At 61.4% G+C, this 15,828-nt stretch carries 13 protein-coding genes; 9 read left to right on the forward strand and 4 right to left on the reverse strand.

Annotated features, from left to right (window positions below):
* The first annotated feature begins 76 nt into the window (after positions 1 to 76).
* Positions 77 to 601: a hypothetical protein gene (locus DL86_RS09065; RefSeq protein WP_036260515.1), complete on the forward strand. Its 525-nt coding sequence runs from the start codon at positions 77 to 79 to the stop codon at positions 599 to 601.
* Positions 602 to 745: 144 nt separating this feature from the next.
* Here DL86_RS09065 and DL86_RS09070 read toward each other — a convergent pair whose 3' ends face one another.
* Positions 746 to 1,309: a DUF4337 family protein gene (locus DL86_RS09070; RefSeq protein WP_036260516.1), complete on the reverse strand. Its 564-nt coding sequence runs from the start codon at positions 1,307 to 1,309 to the stop codon at positions 746 to 748.
* A 355-nt stretch (positions 1,310 to 1,664) separates the two neighbouring features.
* Between DL86_RS09070 and DL86_RS09080 the strand changes: the two genes are divergently transcribed.
* The 4 genes from DL86_RS09080 (at position 1,665) to DL86_RS09095 (ending at position 8,363) form a co-directional block, all read left to right on the forward strand.
* Entirely contained in the window at positions 1,665 to 2,375 is a 711-nt protein-coding gene (locus DL86_RS09080) for a protein-L-isoaspartate O-methyltransferase family protein (protein ID WP_036260623.1), read from the forward strand.
* Between the two features lie 436 nt (positions 2,376 to 2,811).
* Positions 2,812 to 4,182, forward strand: a complete 1,371-nt coding sequence (locus tag DL86_RS09085; protein ID WP_084572813.1) for a TolC family outer membrane protein — start codon at positions 2,812 to 2,814, stop codon at positions 4,180 to 4,182.
* 647 nt (positions 4,183 to 4,829) lie between these two features.
* Entirely contained in the window at positions 4,830 to 5,450 is a 621-nt protein-coding gene (locus DL86_RS09090) for a PopZ family protein (protein WP_036260626.1), read from the forward strand.
* Between the two features lie 192 nt (positions 5,451 to 5,642).
* Positions 5,643 to 8,363, forward strand: a complete 2,721-nt coding sequence (locus DL86_RS09095) for a valine--tRNA ligase (protein ID WP_036260520.1) — start codon at positions 5,643 to 5,645, stop codon at positions 8,361 to 8,363.
* A 51-nt stretch (positions 8,364 to 8,414) separates the two neighbouring features.
* Here the strand turns inward: DL86_RS09095 and DL86_RS09100 are convergent, their stop codons facing one another.
* Positions 8,415 to 9,746, reverse strand: coding sequence for an Nramp family divalent metal transporter (locus DL86_RS09100; protein ID WP_425348911.1), 1,332 nt, complete (start codon positions 9,744 to 9,746; stop codon positions 8,415 to 8,417).
* Positions 9,747 to 10,081: 335 nt separating this feature from the next.
* Here DL86_RS09100 and mntR point away from each other — a divergent pair, with 335 nt between their 5' ends.
* The 4 genes from mntR (at position 10,082) to DL86_RS09130 (ending at position 13,584) form a co-directional block, all read left to right on the forward strand.
* Positions 10,082 to 10,549 (forward strand): manganese-binding transcriptional regulator MntR, encoded by a 468-nt coding sequence (mntR, locus tag DL86_RS09110; RefSeq protein ID WP_036260523.1) that lies wholly within the window; start codon positions 10,082 to 10,084, stop codon positions 10,547 to 10,549.
* Between the two features lie 671 nt (positions 10,550 to 11,220).
* Positions 11,221 to 12,051, forward strand: a complete 831-nt coding sequence (locus DL86_RS09120) for a tetratricopeptide repeat protein (protein ID WP_245276316.1) — start codon at positions 11,221 to 11,223, stop codon at positions 12,049 to 12,051.
* A gap of 57 nt (positions 12,052 to 12,108) precedes the next feature.
* Entirely contained in the window at positions 12,109 to 12,546 is a 438-nt protein-coding gene (locus DL86_RS09125; RefSeq protein ID WP_036260527.1) for an anthrone oxygenase family protein, read from the forward strand.
* A 189-nt stretch (positions 12,547 to 12,735) separates the two neighbouring features.
* Positions 12,736 to 13,584 (forward strand): DUF72 domain-containing protein, encoded by an 849-nt coding sequence (locus tag DL86_RS09130; RefSeq protein ID WP_202899185.1) that lies wholly within the window; start codon positions 12,736 to 12,738, stop codon positions 13,582 to 13,584.
* 34 nt (positions 13,585 to 13,618) lie between these two features.
* Here the strand turns inward: DL86_RS09130 and xth are convergent, their stop codons facing one another.
* A complete protein-coding gene (xth, locus tag DL86_RS09135) occupies positions 13,619 to 14,395 on the reverse strand; it encodes an exodeoxyribonuclease III (RefSeq protein ID WP_036260529.1) in 777 nt (258 codons plus the stop codon).
* Positions 14,396 to 14,451: 56 nt separating this feature from the next.
* Positions 14,452 to 15,744 carry an FAD-dependent monooxygenase gene (locus DL86_RS09140; RefSeq protein WP_084572806.1) on the reverse strand — a complete coding sequence of 431 codons (1,293 nt, stop codon included), beginning with the start codon at positions 15,742 to 15,744 and terminating at the stop codon, positions 14,452 to 14,454.
* Positions 15,745 to 15,828: the final 84 nt, after the last annotated feature.

Genomic DNA, 15,828 nt, shown 5'->3' on the forward strand with positions numbered 1-15,828 from the left:
CGTCTGGTTTCGCAGGAAGTTCGGCCCATACATTTTGCGCCGCGCCGATTCGCACCCATTTCGATGGAGATCTGCTATGTCTTTTCGTTCCGCATTTTCAGTGATCGGCATCGCGGCGGCATCGAGTTGCTTCGCCCTCGCGCTCTTGGAGCCAGCTTCGGCTCAATCTGCGCAGCAGCAGTGCAGCGCCAAGTACCAGGCCGAAAAGGCCGCTGGGACGCTCGCCGGACAGACCTGGCCGCAGTTCTACAGCCAATGCATGGCGGAGGCTAAGACCAAGGCCACAGATCCAGCGGCCGCCCCGACGGCCGCGCCGGCTCAGGCTCCTCCGGCTGTCCCCGCGGCTCCGGTCGCAGCCAATCCGCTCAAACCCGCCCCGAAGCCAGCCCCGGCTGCAGCGCCCGCCCCTGGGCCGGCTGTTTTTCCAGCCGCAATTGCGCCAGCGCATGCCAAGGACAAGCCCGGCGTGGCGCGCCAAAAAACCTGCGCCGATCAATATAGGGCCAACAAGGCGACCAATTCCAATGGCGGCCTGAAGTGGATCCAGAAGGGCGGCGGCTATTACAGTGAATGCAACAAGCGCCTGAAGGGCGGCGAATAGCGCAAGTCCGAAACGTCGCGGCGTTTCGGGCCCTTCCGTCAAAACAGCAAAAACGAAAGAGTTGCGGTTTCCGCGCGACGTTGACTGCGCCGCGCGTTCGGGGGAGCAACCTGGATCGGTCCGTCCGCCGCTCCTCTCATCCCCTCAAAAGTAGGCGTAAGTGGCGCCTGCCGCCCCGATCGCCCCGAGAGCGAGCGCGCTATACCAGGGCCAGCGCTGACCGCGCATGATGATCGAGATGGTCGCGATCGCGATCGCGACATGAAGAAACGTCACTGCAACCGTCAATATATGATGGCGATGTTCGTGCCGTTCGCTGGCATGCAGTTTTTCTTCGGTCTGATGTTCGAGTTCCTCGCCTTTGGCGAACAGCTCCTTTTCATCTGCGCCATAGCCCTCCGCCTTCTTCTTGAAGTCTTCGACGGAAGGACCGCCATTGGCGGCGGCGATCGCGTAGAGATTTTTTTTGATGCTTTTTGCCTGATAGAAATTCCAATTGTCCGTCGCCTTGTTTTGCAAGAGCACGGCGGCGTTCTTGTCGCCGATCGTCGCTGCGGTTTCGATGGTTTCAAGACTGCCGACGGTTGCGGCGACGACGGCGAGGATGGCGATCGTAATCGACACCTGAGTCAAGAAAACATCGCCAAGATGCGCGACATGCTCGGCATGTTCGACGTGCTCGAAATGCTCGGTCGGAGAATCCGTCATGAACCTTTGTCCTCCTGCAAGGAATTGCGTTGGGCGTCATAGCTATTTTGGTCCCTTTTGTCGCCCGCCATCAATTGGAGCCGCGAAAGAAAAGGGGGCCAGCCAGATCAAAAGGAAATCCCGAGTTGCCTCGCCTTGAAAACCGCGCGATCAATCGGTTCATGTCCTGGCCCCATGCCTTTGATGCGCTGGTGGGCTCCGGCGGGTCGGACAAAGCCGAAAGGGCGTGATTGGCGCTGTCCGACAATGGACCCTTCCAATAGACAGCATCGAGCGCTCCATCTATAAGCTGGCGCCAAGGCGGGGCGGACCCGGAGCGCTCGCCCGAGGAGGGTTTTGAGGAATCATGCAGGACATGAGCATCCAAGACGCGAGCAGCGCCGATTTTTCATCCCATTCGCGCCGCACGATGGTTGATTGTCAGATCCGGACCTTCGACGTCACCGATCAAGCGCTGCTCGCGCGGCTGCTCGAGGTCCCGCGCGAACAATTTTTGCCCGCGGATCTTGCGCCGCTCGCTTATTCGGATGCCGCCCTGCGCGTGAAGGGCGAGCCTGGCGAAAAGCCAAGGACGCTGTTGCCGCCGCTCGTCTTGGCGCGCCTCATTCAAGGCGCGGGAGTGCGTTCCGGGGACAAGGTGCTCGACATCGCATCCGGGACCGGATATTCGGCGGCGCTTTTTGCCGGTCTTGCCGGCGCGGTCGTCGCGCTTGAATCCGATCGCGTCTTATTCGAGATGACCCGCGCCAATCTTGATCGGTTCGGACTGGAGCGGGTTCGCGCGATCATGGCGCCGCTCGCCGAAGGCGCGCCCAAAGAGGCTCCTTTCGACATCATTTTCATCAATGGCGCGGTCGAAGCCAATTTCAAATCGCTGTTCGCGCAACTCAAGGAAGGCGGCCGGCTGCTTGCGGTTCTGCGCCTCCCCGAGGATCCCGCCGGAGGCGCCGGCAAGGCGATATGTTACGAGAAGGTTGCCGGCGAGACGGGCTACCGGGTCTTGTTCAGCGCCTCCGCTCCGGTGCTCGACGCGTTCCGCGCGGCCGGGGAATTCACGTTTGCTTGAAGCTTAAGGAAAGCTGTTCCGCGCCACATTTTTCGTTGCTATTTTACATAATGCCTCTGGTCAGAGCGAACCCTCAAACGGTCCGGCGGCGGATGAATGGAAACTTCAAAGATTTTGTCATTTGGCGGATTGATCTTCATCTTGAATATCCGCAACCATCTGTCGAAAGTTAGTCTTCAGCCTTCGCCTAGCAAGCGGGATGGCGGCTTTCGACAAGAAAATGCCACAAAATCAAAGAAGAGCTTACTTTCATGTTGCGCTGAATCGTGAAACCATCGCGCCTGTTCGGCAAAGGAATTCCTCGGCCGGACAGCTTTTGTCGGAACCGCCCGCGGACCTGCGCCGTAGCCGCGAAGAGGACGACACGTCAGGAATTTTTCATGCATCGCGCTGCGCGTTTTCAATTTGCTCGAATGCCGATCTGGGATCTGATCGCATGAGGATTGCTCGCGGCGTGATCATCGGGGCGTTTGCGCTCCTCTCGTCGCCTTGCGTGGCGGAAACGATGTCGGGCGCTTTGTCGCGCGCCTATGTCGGCAACCCGGATCTCAATCAGCAGCGCGCCTATGTTCGCGCCACCGATGAAGATCTGCCGCGCGTCTCCTCACAATGGCGGCCATCGGCCAGCGCGAGCGGACAGGCCGGTTATAATTATCTTGATTCAATCTCGGGCGATGCGGCGTTGCGGCAGAGGGAAAGCTCCATTCCGAGGAGCGTCGGGCTCACCGTCACCCAGAATCTTTTCAACGGCGGCCGCACCTTGAACGGGGTGCGGCAAGCGGAATCAAATATTTTCGGCGCGCGCGAGAGCTTGCGCAACACCGAGCTGAATGTTCTGCAAAATGGCGCGACGGCCTATATGAATGTCTTGCGCGACACCGCTATTGTCGAATTGCGCAAGAACAACATCACCGTGCTCGAGGAGCAGTTGCGCCAGACCCGCGACCGCTTCAACGTTGGCGAGGTGACGCGGACCGACGTCGCGCAGGCGCAAGCGAGCCTCGCGAACTCCCGTTCGGATTATTTCACGGCGCAAGCCAATCTGCAAAATAGCGTCGCCAATTTCCGGCAGATCATCGGCATCCAGCCAGGCCGGCTCGAGCCGGCTCGAACGATCGAGAACCTTTTGCCACGTAGCTTGGATAGCGCGGTTGTCGTCGGCCTCTCCGAACATCCTGCGATTCAGGCGGCGTTGCACGCCGTCGACGCGGCGGCTTTGCAGGTCAAGGTGGTCGAGGGCGAACTTTATCCGACGGTCGGCATAACCGCCAATGTCCAACAAAATTGGGCCTATGCGGGATTTGCCAAACAGCAATTGTTTAATACGTCGCTCATCGGCCAGATCACCGTGCCGATCTATACGGGCGGCGAGGTCGACGCGCGGGCGCGCCAAGCCAAGGAAACGCTTGGCCAGGCCCGCTTGCAGGCGGACCTGCAGCGCGATTTCATCCGCGCCTCGGTGGTCTCGGCCTGGGGCGTGCTGGACTCCGCCCGCGCGGTCATTCAATCCTCAAGGGCCGCAGTCAAAGCTGCCGAGATCGCGCTCGAAGGCATCCGCGAGGAGGCGAAAGTCGGCCAGCGAACGACATTCGACGTCCTGTTCGCGCAGCAGACCTTGCTGAATACGAGGGTGAGTCTCGTCACCGCGCAGCGCGACCGGGTTGTCGCGTCCTATGCCGTGATGGCGGCCATCGGCCGGCTATCGGCGGCGAATCTCAGCCTCAATGTCGCGCAATATGATCCGACGATTCATTTCGATCAGGTCAAGGACAAGTGGATCGGCCTTCGCACTCCCGACGGACGCTAGCGTTTCCCGATCAGAGGGAGTCACCTTATCGAAAAGGAATCGCTCAAATTCAATGAGTTGAAGCATGTTCTTATGAGATGTCGGATATATTCGATATCTCATAAGAACATGCTCTAGAGCCGGATGATTTTGGACGGAATCGCGACGCGATCTCGTCCAAAGTCTTAAATCCGCCTCTCATGAAAGAGTTAGAGCATGATGTCGTCCGAAAACCGGTTTCCACTTTTCGGCATCATGCTCTAGCGCGATTGGGCCGGACGTCAGCTTCGGCCAAGATAGACCTGCGAATAGTCTTGGCGTCCGGCGCGCTTGCCAAGAATGGGGGTCTTGTTGAGCGCGCCCGACGCTTCTCCTTGCCAGCAGCGACAGGCCAGGACTACGCTTCCCACGCGAATTTGCGGCGGGCGTCGGCGGGGCTTCCGATTCGCTGGTGGATAAGCCCAAGCAGATCGCCCCATCCGTTTGAATCCCTTTGTTCACCGGCTCTATGATTTCATCGGCCAGCCAATTCCATCGCGTCAACATCCTCGGGAGCGCGGCGGGCATGATCGGCGCATCTTCGTTTTGAAAGTATTGAGGCCATGAGCGCAGCCAGTCCCCTTCAAAACAGCAGCCCTTTACCCGAAATGCGCCCGCGCGAGCCTTCGATGGAGGAAATTCTCGCCTCGATCCGGCGAATCATCGCCGACGATCAGGCGCTATTTGCGAACCGCGACGGGTTCGATCTCGACGCGCCGCGGCCGGAGCTTGATGCGCAAGCGCCCGACATTGGCGAGGCGGCCAAGGGAGCGAGGCAGGAGTTTGCGCCGGCTGCAGCGGATATTGGGCGAGCGAGCGGAGCCTCGTATGCCGTTGACGAAGAACAGCGCGCGCTCGAACCGGACCTGGCCCTTTGGGCATCGGAGGATCATCGGTTGCGCGGCGGGCTCGATCCTGATTCCAAGCCTCAGGCTGCCGGCCTGGAGCCGTCGCCGCGTTCCACCGGCTGGGAGCCGGAGGATGGTTCGGCGCCAGCGGCCGGGGGGGAGCCGGCTTCGCCTGCCGTCGGCGTGGAGCCAAGGCTCGTTTCGGCGGCGACCGATGCTTCCGTCGCTTCGGCTTTCAATGCGCTGGTCGCCACCCGTTTCGTCCAGAATTCCGATGCGATCGCGGCTTTGACCCGCGAGCTTTTGCGGCCCATGCTCACGGCTTGGCTCGACGCCCATCTGCCGGCCCTTGTGGAGCGGCTGGTGCGCGCCGAAATCGAGCGGGTTGCGCGAGGGGATTAGGGCGCAATCGACAAGCTCAGCGCAAGATCCCACGTCATGCGCGCAAGGGCGGCGTGGGTTGCGCGCATTCCATTGCGCGACATCTTCTAAAAACTTGCCTTTTGCCCGCGCGTTTGCAATCGCTCACGCAAGCGCTTAGGCCGCAAGAGTTCGCCCAAGGCAGGCGCGCGAACGACGGAAGAAAAATATCTCATGATGGACAAGACTTTCGATCCTAAGGCGGTCGAAGGCCGTATCGCCGCCGCTTGGCAAGAGGCTGGGGCGTTCCGCGCTGGACGCCCCGAGCGCGCCGGGGCGGAGCCTTTCACGATCGTCATCCCGCCGCCGAACGTTACCGGCTCCCTGCATATGGGCCATGCGCTCAACAGCACTTTGCAGGATATTCTTTGCCGCTTCGAGCGGATGCGCGGCAAGGACGTGCTCTGGCAGCCGGGCACGGACCATGCCGGCATCGCGACGCAAATGGTCGTCGAGCGACAATTGATGGAGAGCCAGAAACCCGGCCGGCGCGACATGGGCCGCGACAAGTTCTTGGATCGCGTCTGGGAGTGGAAAGCGGAATCGGGCGGCGAAATCATCAACCAATTGCAGCGGTTGGGGGCCTCCTGCGACTGGTCGCGCGAGCGTTTCACGATGGACGAAGGTCTGTCCCGCGCCGTCGTCAAAGTGTTCGTGCAGCTCCACAAGGAATGTCTGATCTACAAGGACAAGCGGCTCGTCAATTGGGACCCGAAACTGCTCACCGCGATCTCCGACCTCGAAGTGGTGCAGGTCGAGACCAAGGGGCGCCTCTGGCACTTCAAATATCCGGTTGTCGATGAGGAGGGAGCCGAGACCGGCGAATTCATCGTGGTCGCGACGACCCGGCCGGAGACGATGCTGGGTGACGCCGCTGTTGCGGTCAATCCGCGCGATGAACGCTACCTCCATCTGCATGGCAAGCGCGTCCGGCTGCCGCTGGTCGGCCGGCTGATCCCGATCGTCGCCGACGATTATTCCGACCCGGAAAAAGGCACCGGCGCGGTGAAGATCACGCCGGCGCATGATTTCAACGATTTCGAGGTCGGGCGGCGGCACAGGCTTCCCCTGATCAATATCTTCAATGCCGAAGCCGAATTGGCGCTTCAGGAGAATGACGCCTTTCTGGTTGGGCTCGATTCTTCGGAGGACGCCGGCTACGTCCTCGATCATTTGCATGGATTGCCGCGCGAGGCGGTGCGAACCAGGATCGTGGACATGATGGAGGCGCGGGGCCTCCTCGACCAAATCGAACCGCACGCGCATATGGTCCCGCATGGCGACCGATCCGGCGCCGTCATCGAGCCTTGGCTCACCGACCAATGGTATGTCGACGCCAAGACATTGGCGCAGCCTGCGCTCGAGGCTGTCCGCAGCGGCAAGACCAATTTTATCCCGAAGAATTGGGAAAAAACCTATTTCGATTGGCTGGAGAATATCCAGCCCTGGTGCATCTCGCGCCAGCTCTGGTGGGGACATCAGATTCCGGCCTGGTATGGACCGGATGGCAAGGTCTTCGTCGAATTGTCGCAAGGCGAGGCGGAAATCGCCGCCCTCACCCATTACGGCGCGCCAACCAATCTGATCCGCGACGAGGACGTCCTCGACACCTGGTTCTCCTCCGCGCTCTGGCCCTTCTCGACGCTCGGCTGGCCGGATGAGACGCCCGACTTGAAGCGCTATTATCCGACCAGCGTCCTCGTCACCGGCTTCGACATCATCTTCTTCTGGATCGCCCGGATGATGATGATGGGCCTTCATTTCATGCATGAGGTCCCGTTCCACGACATCTATATCCACGCCCTCGTCCGCGACGAGAAGGGCGCGAAAATGTCGAAGTCCAAGGGCAATGTCATCGATCCCTTGAACCTCATCGATCAATATGGCGCGGATTCCCTGCGCTTTACGCTGGCCGCCATGGCGGCGCAGGGGCGCGACATCAAGCTTTCGCCGGCCCGCGTCGAAGGCTATCGCAATTTCGCGACGAAGCTCTGGAACGCGGCGCGTTTCGCCGAAATGAACGGTTGCGTCCGGGTCGAGGGCTTCGACCACAGGGGCGTCAAAGTCACGCTCAACCGCTGGATCGTCAGCGAAACCGCCAAGGCTGGGACGGAAGTGACGGAGGCGCTCCTGGCCTATCGCTTCAACGACGCCGCCAACGCCGTCTATCGTTTCGTCTGGAATATTTTCTGCGATTGGCATCTCGAACTGGCCAAGCCGCTTCTACAAGGCGCCGACGGGCCGCAAAAGGACGAGACCCGTGCGGCGACCGCCTTCGTTCTCGACGAGATCGTCAAGCTCCTGCATCCTTTCATGCCATTCATCACCGAGGAGCTTTGGGGGATCAAGGGCGCCGAGGGGCCGGCGCGGACAAGCCTCCTGGCGCTGACGGAATGGCCTTGGCTAGACGGATGCGAGAATCCCGCAGCCGAGGCCGAGATCGGTTGGCTGGTTGATTTGGTGTCCGAGGTGCGGTCGGTGCGCTCCGAAATGAATGTGCCGGCGGCGGCGCTGATTCCCTTGGTCCTTGTCGGCGCGAATGCCGAGATCGAGGCGCGGGCGAAAATCTGGGAGGAGACGCTGAAGCGCCTTGCCCGGCTGTCGGAACTTTCCTTCGCGGCCGAGCCGCCGGAAAAATCCGTCCAGGCGATCGTGCGTGGAAGCATCGCCGCTCTGCCGCTCCAGGGCGTCATCGATTTCGACGCCGAAAAAATCCGGCTCGCCAAGGAGATCGGCAAATTGCAGGCCGACGCCAAGAAGACCGAGGCCAAGCTCGGCAATGCCGATTTCGTCGCCCGCGCGCCGGAGGAGGTTGTCGAGGAAAATCGCGAAAGACTCGCCGAGGCGCGCGCCCGCGCGGAAAAACTCCAGGCTGCCCTGGGGAAACTGGGCTAAGCGAGCGCTTTTCGGACGAAGTTTAAAGTCCGCCTGGGCCTAAAGCCCCTATCACCCGGCGAGGGCGTCGAAGAGGAGCTTGCCGTTCAGGGCGATGATGACGGCGGCGATCAGGGCGGCGACGGCGCTCATTGTCCGCGACGCGACAAGATCGCCCATGCGCTTGCCGGAGGCTGTGAACCAGACGAGAGGCACGACGGCGAAGGGTAGGGCGAGACTGAGGACGACCTGGCTCAGGACCAGCAGCCCGTTCATCGCGGCCTCTCCGCCGATGAAGATCACCGCGACAGCCGGAACGATGGCGACGGAGCGCGTGACAAGCCGGCGGACCACGGGGTTGAGCCCGATCCTGATAAAGCCTTCCATAACGATCTGCCCGGCGAGGGTCGCGGTCAGGGTCGAGTTCAGGCCGCAGGCGATCAGGGCAATGGCGAAAAGCTTGGCCGCGAGGACGCTGCCGAGAAGAGGCGCGATGAGCTTATAGGCCTCCGGCAGTTCGGCGACTTCCTGATGACCATGCGCATGAAAGGCCGCGGCTGCGAGAATAAGGATCGATCCATTGATCGTCAGCGCGAAAAGCAGCGCGATCGTCGAATCGAGAATGGAGAGGCGGATGGCCCGAGCCTTGTCCTCCCGGCGCGGACCGACGTCGCGGGTGAGGACGATGCCCGAATGGAGATAGAGATTATGCGGCATGACCGTCGCGCCAAGAATCCCGAGCGCGAGATAGAGCATTTGCGGATCGGTGAACAAGGCTCTGGTCGGCACAAGGCCCTTCGCGACCTCCGCCATGTCGGGCCGCGCGAGGACGAGCTCGATCGCGAAACAGGATGCGATCAGCACCAGGAGGCTGACCACGAAGGCCTCGAGCTTGCGGAAGCCGAACCGCATGAAGGCGAGGACGAGCAAGGCGTCGAGCGCCGTCAGGATCACGCCGACGCCGAGCGGCACGCCGAACAGCAGTTCGAGACCGATCGCGGTGCCGATGACTTCCGCGAGATCGGTCGCGACGATCGCCGTCTCCGCGATCAGCCAGAATGCGAAGCTGACCGGCCTTGGCATGGCGTGGCGGCAGTTCTGGGCGAGGTCGAGTCCGGTCGCGAAGGCGAGGCGGGCCGAGAGCGCCTGCAGGACGATCGCCATGAGGCTCGACAGAACCGCGATGAACAAGAGCGCCATGCCGAAACGCGAGCCGCCGGCCAGCGCCGTCGCCCAATTGCCGGGGTCCATGTAACCCGTGGCGACGAGATAGCCAGGACCGGCGAAGGCGAGAAAGCGGCGCAGCGAGGACCCGCTCCGGGGAACGTGGACGCTGCCGAACGCCGCCCCGAGCGAGCGAGCGGCCGCAGGCGGAAGCGATGGGGAAGCGGATGACGTCATCATCATTGATCCTGGAGTCTCGACGCCCAAGATGTAGCATCAGCTACAAAAAAATCCAATGGTAAAGCTTTGTTGACTTATCATCACTTTTCCTGGAGCAAGGGACCGAGGAAGCGAAATGGCGCCAAGATTTCGTTAGAGCATGTTCCGATAAAGTTGATCGACTTTTTCGATTAAAACATGCTCTAACTTGTTGAATCTAAGCGATTCCTTCCCGATCAGATGATTCCATCCGATCGGGAGGCGCTCTAGAGCGCCTTCAGTTCCAAGGGACTTTCGCATTTGCGCGCGGATCGGCGCCGGCTTCGCGCGCAAATGCTCTGGGGAGCAAAAGCTGAATGACCGCGAAAAAGGCCGCTCTGGCCCAAGCTCCCGCCGAGTTGCCGCCCGTGGCGGACCAGGCGTTGCGCTTTGAAAAAGCGCGTTCGGCGCAGGCGACGGCGGTGCTCGAAGATTACGTCGAATTGATCGATGATCTTTTGGCGACCGGCGGCGAGGCCCGTCCAACCGACATCGCCCGCCGGCTTGGCGTTTCGCATGCAACGGCGATCAAGAGCATCGCCCGTTTGAAGCGCGAGGGGCTTGCCACATCAAAGCTTTACCGAGGCGTGTTCCTGACCCCCGAGGGGCATGGCCTCGCCACCCGCGTCCGCGCCCGTCACCGCATCGTCGTCGATCTTCTGATCGCGGTCGGGGTGCCACGGAACTGCGCCGAGCTTGATGCCGAGGGGATCGAACACCATGTCTCGGATGTCGCGCTGGCGGCGTTCTCCCGGTTCCTCAAGGCCCAAGCCAAAGAGGCCTGATCCAGCCAGCATATCGTCGGGTTGGACGACAGGGTCCAGTCTGGCGCAGCGGCGGAGCGGCCGACGAGAAAAATTTGTGCCTTTTCAGCCACAGAAAGCGGCAAGTTAACTTCGACTTGGCGTGGAAAGAAGAATGTCGCTTTTCAGCTCGAAACAACTTGCTACTCTATAGCAGACACAGGTTTCGATCGGAGCGGCGTCGAGCTTCCCGAGCGCGCAGGCAACAGGATTTCCGACCCGCTTCCCCGCGGGCCAACAAGCTTCGCTCGACGGCGATTCTTCCACAGCATCAGATTTATCTCCAAACACACCCAGGGCGGTTGTCCATGGACGCTCGCGCATTTGACCAAAATAGGCTTTCGGCGCGGCATGTGACGGAGGGCACATCATTGCCGCCGGCGGCCTCGTATCTTCGCCGCATGGAGCTGAAGGGCGACGGGCGATTTGCCTCTCCGGCCGCCTTTCGCTTTTTTTCGCCGCCGCATCTGGCTACCTCCATTTGGGTGATGCGAAATTTACAAAACGCAAACAATTATTGCTGATTGCGCAAAACTAAATTCGGTTCCGGCGCGTTATGGGCATATGCCCAAGCCGTCGGCGCAGCAGCGGTGAAGCATTCAGTTTTCTTTCTATTCAGGTGCTTTGCATTTAGGTGCTTTGGAAGAATGTCGATGCAGAAATCTCGCATTGCAGTGCTCGCGTTGTTCGGACTGGCGGCCTCTTTCTGGGGAACGCATATTTTTGCGCTGGAAGGCGCCGACAGTTCGGCCGCCGAGAAAGCGCCGCTGCAAAGATTTCAGACGCCGCGGGCGGCGCTGCGCGCCGGCCTCGAAGACTTTCGTTCGGGTGATTCTGGCGCCGCGATCGAAGCCCTGAAATATGCTGCGACCGGCGGAGAACTCGCGGCGCAGTGGAAGCTCGCGAAAATCTACGCAACCGGCGACGGCGTCCCGCGGGACGACGTGAAGGCCTACGATTATTTTTCCCAGATCGTCGCCAGCTATGATGAAGACAGCCCGAATCGGCGCGACGTCTCGATCGTCTCGAGCGCCCTCGTTGCTGTCGGCATCTATAGCTTGAACGGAATCGCCGACACGAATGTTCGGCCGGACCCCGCGCGGGCGATGCAGATGTTCCGCTTCGCCGCGACGAATTTTGGTGACGCGAATGCGCAATATAACTTGGCGAGGATGCATCTTGATGGCGCCGGCGTCGGCAAGGATAGCCGAGAGGGGCTGCGCTGGCTGAAATTGGCGGCCGAAAAAGGCCATCTCCAGGCTCAGGCGCTGCTCGGGCAAATGCTTTTCGCCGGCCAGGACGGCATCCGGCCGCAGCGCGCCCATGCGCTGATGTGGCTGACCTTGGCGCGGGAAGCCGCCAGCGATTCCAAGAAGGATCAATGGATCATTGATCTCTACGACAACGCCATGGCCTCCGCTAATGACGAAGATCGCCAGAACGCCCTTGCGTATTTGGAGGACCACCTCAAGCGCAGGAGGTGACGTTCGCCATCGCCGAAGACGGGCGGCCGCGCGATCGTCAGCCAAGGCGGGGGCGTGATGATTGAAGGACAACTGGCTCTTGTCGTCGCGGCTGCTTTTACGGGCGGGGCGGCCTACATCGGCTTTGCCGAACAACCGGCCCGCCTCGGCCTCGATGACCGCGCCCTCCTCGCCGAATGGAAACCCGCCTACAAACGCGGCTTCGCGATGCAAGCGTCCTTGGCGGCAATCGGCTCTCTCTTTGGCTTTGTCGCCGCTTGGCGCGGCCAAGACGGGGCTTGGCTGGCCGGCGCCTTTTTACTTCTGGCCAATTGGCCTTTCACCCTCATCGCCATTATGCCGACCAACATCCTCTTGATGGCGATCGAACCGGAGAAGGCCGGCGCGCGGAGCCGGGCGCTGATCGAAAAATGGGGTCGTCTTCACGCGGTGCGCAGCGCTCTCGGCGCGTCGGCGACGGGCGCCTTTCTATGGGCCTCGTTGCGATCATTTTGACGGCGCTGCTAGAGCATGTTCTTAAGAAAGCTGATCGCCTTTTTCGATATTTTGACATCGGATATCTCTGATGTCTCATAAGAACATGGTCTAATCCATTGAATTTAAGCAATTCCTTTTCGATCATATGATTCGATCTGATCGGGAAGCGCTCTAAGTCCCGCGCTGTTCTGATCAAGGCGGCATCTCTTGCAAAGACAGCCAGGAAGCAGCTTTCATTCGGCGCCCGCGCGGATCCGGGTCGGCATCGGCGGGTGGAGTTTCGCGCCTTGGCGCGACAATTTCTATCCGCGCGGCCTCACGCATGCCCAGGAGCTTTCCTATGCCAGCCGCAAGGTCAGCGCGATTGAAATCAATGCAACCTTTTACCGGACGCAATCGCCCGAAAGCTTCCGCCGCTGGGCCGGCGAGGCGCCGGACGGGTTTGTCTTTTCGGTAAAGGCGCATCGCCTGACGACGCATCGCAAGCGCCTCGCCGAATCAGGGCCATCGATCGACCACTTCCTTTCGAGCGGGGTGTTGGAACTGGGGACGAAGCTTGGGCCTCTGCTCTGGCAATTTGCGCCGACGAAAAAATTCGAGCCCGACGATTTCGAAGCCTTTCTCGCCGCTCTTCCTCGGGAGGCCGGCGGAATCAAACTCAGGCATGTTGTCGAGGTCCGGCACGAGAGCTTTTGCGATAAGGATTTCGTCGCGCTGGCGCGGCGGCAGGCTTGCGCGATCTGCCTTGCGGATTCGGACAAATACCCAATGATCGCCGATATCGGCGCGGATTTCGTCTATGTCCGGCTGCAACGCAGCGCCGCCGCGCTTGAGGCCGGATATCCAGCAACCGAAATCGACGCTTGGGCGAAGCGCGCCCGGCTTTGGGCTAAAGGCATGCAGCCCGAAGACCTGCCCTATCTTGCAGAGCCCGCGGCGGCGCTGCCCGAGGGGCGCGACAGCTTCATCTTTTTCGTCGCCGGCGCTAAGGAGCGCAATCCCGCCGCGGGTCGCGCGCTCATCGGGCGTTTGGAGCCAGACAAAGAGACCGCCTGAACTGGCGCGCGGCCGGGCGCCGCCGAGCCGGCTCTCAGGCCAGTTCGATCCGCACCGGCACGTGATCCGAGGGCTTGTCCTCGCCGCGTCTTTGCTTGTCGATCGTCACCTTGACCAGCCGGTCGGCGGCCTGCGGCGACAGCAGCAGATGATCGATGCAAATCCCCTTATTGCGCTGCCAAGCGCCGGCTTGATAATCCCAGAACGTATAGAGCCCGGCCTCGTCGGTCGTCGCCCGCAAGGCGTCGGTCAGACCGAGGTTGAGCAGGGTGTTGAAGCGCTCCCTGGTCTGCGGCAGGAAAAGGGCGTCATCCTTCCAGGCGGCGGGGTCGTAGCAATCGCGCGGCGCTGGAATCACATTATAGTCGCCGGCGAGAACCAGCGGCTCCTCCAGCGCCAGCAGATATTTCGCATGGGCGATGAGGCGATCCATAAAGGCGAGCTTGTATGTATATTTGTCGGTCTGCGGCGGATTGCCGTTCGGCAAATAGATCGAGGCGACGCGGACGATGCCGGCGCCTGCGGGAACGATCGCCTCGATATAGCGCGCATGCTCGTCATTCGGATCGCCGGGGAGGCCGCGCGTTACTTCGATCGGCGCCTTGGCGAGGATCGCGACGCCGTTGAATCCTTTTTGGCCATGCACGGCGACATTATAGCCAAGCGCCTCGACTTCCGTGTGGGGAAAGGCCTCGTCGACACATTTCAACTCCTGCAGACAGAGGACTTCCGGCGAGATTTCTTTCAAATAGCGCAGGAGATGCTCGGTCCTTTGCCGCACCGAATTGACGTTCCAGGTCGCGATTTGCACGAGAACAGTCCTTGAAATGGAAATTGGGGCTCCTGCCGATGGCTGCCTGGCGTCCGTCAAACCGGCCGATTGGCTTCGTCGCACGGCTTGGGGCCCCTCGATGACGAGGTCCGGCGCGGGCGTTCGCGCTCCTGCATCAGGCGCGGCAATGTCCCATGCGTCAGGACGCCCTCGCGCATCACAGCCCGGCGCAATGGCCCAATCAGCGAAAAGGCGAAGAATCCCGCGCCGCGCAGGACATCGATCGGAAGCAGGTTAGACAGCAGCGAGCGATTGAGGATGTCGATTCCATTGGTGCGCAGGGAAATGTCGCCGCGGCGCGCCTTTGCATAGCCGGCGAGCGCTTCCAGGCCGCCGATGTCGAGGCAAAGCGCGCGGGCGTCCTCCACAGTCTCGACGAGAGCGGCGATGTCGCGCAAGCTGAGGTTCAGGCCCTGCGCCGCAAGCGGCGGAAAGACATGGGCGGCTTCGCCGATCAGCGCGATCCGGTGGCGGAAGAGATGGCTGACGCTCATCCCGGCCATCGGAAAAAAGCCGCATGAGTCTTCGACCTCGATCCGCCCGGCGATCCGATCGGTTTGGCGCTCGATCTCGTCGGCGAGGGCGACCAAACCCAGCGCGCGCCGACGTTCGGCGTCGTCCGCCGACATCAGCCAGACCAGGCTCGAACGATGCGGCCGATCTGGGAGCGGCCGCAGCGGCACCAGAGTGCAGGGGCCAGAGCGCGTATGAAACTCGGTGGAAATTTGCCGATGCGGCTTTTCATGCGACAGCAGCGCCGTCAGGGCGACCTGCGGATAGGTCCAGCTGCGGGCGCTGATCCCGGCTTTGGTTCGGGCTAGGGAGCCGCGTCCGTCGGCGGCGACGACGAGCTTTGCGCTCACGCGATGTCCGTTGGCCAAAGCAGCGGAGACCGCTTCGGGCTCGAAGCGAATGTCGTCAAGCATTCCTTCGTGCAGAACGAGGTTGGGATGGGCCGCCGCCAATTCGGCGAGGCCGTCGACCAGAACGTCATTCTCGATATTCTCGCCGAAAGCGGCGAGGCCGATCTCGCTGGCCGCGAAGGATGCCGGCGGCGCAGGAAACCGCGACCCGGTCGCATCGATCATCCTGATCTTTTCGATCGCGGCGGTCTTGCCGCGAAAGCGACGCCAGATATCGAGCGATTTGTAGAAACGCAGGGAGGCTTCGAAAAGCGCGACGGTCCGGCCATTGGCGCGGCGATCGACATGGCCGACGCAGATGACCGAAAATCCGGCCTGGGCGAGGGCGAGCGCGGCCGAGAGGCCCGCGGCGCCGGCGCCGGCGACGAGGATATCGGCATGGGTGTCGTGGGTCGAGAGCGCCATTTGGAGTCCTTTGCCGGTCTATTTAGACTGGCAAAGCGGATCTGGCGAGCGGGCGCCGCGCGTTTTTTCTGGCCGCGCGGCTTC

The sequence above is a fragment of the Methylocapsa aurea genome (assembly GCF_000746085.1).
Classification (GTDB): domain Bacteria; phylum Pseudomonadota; class Alphaproteobacteria; order Rhizobiales; family Beijerinckiaceae; genus Methylocapsa; species Methylocapsa aurea.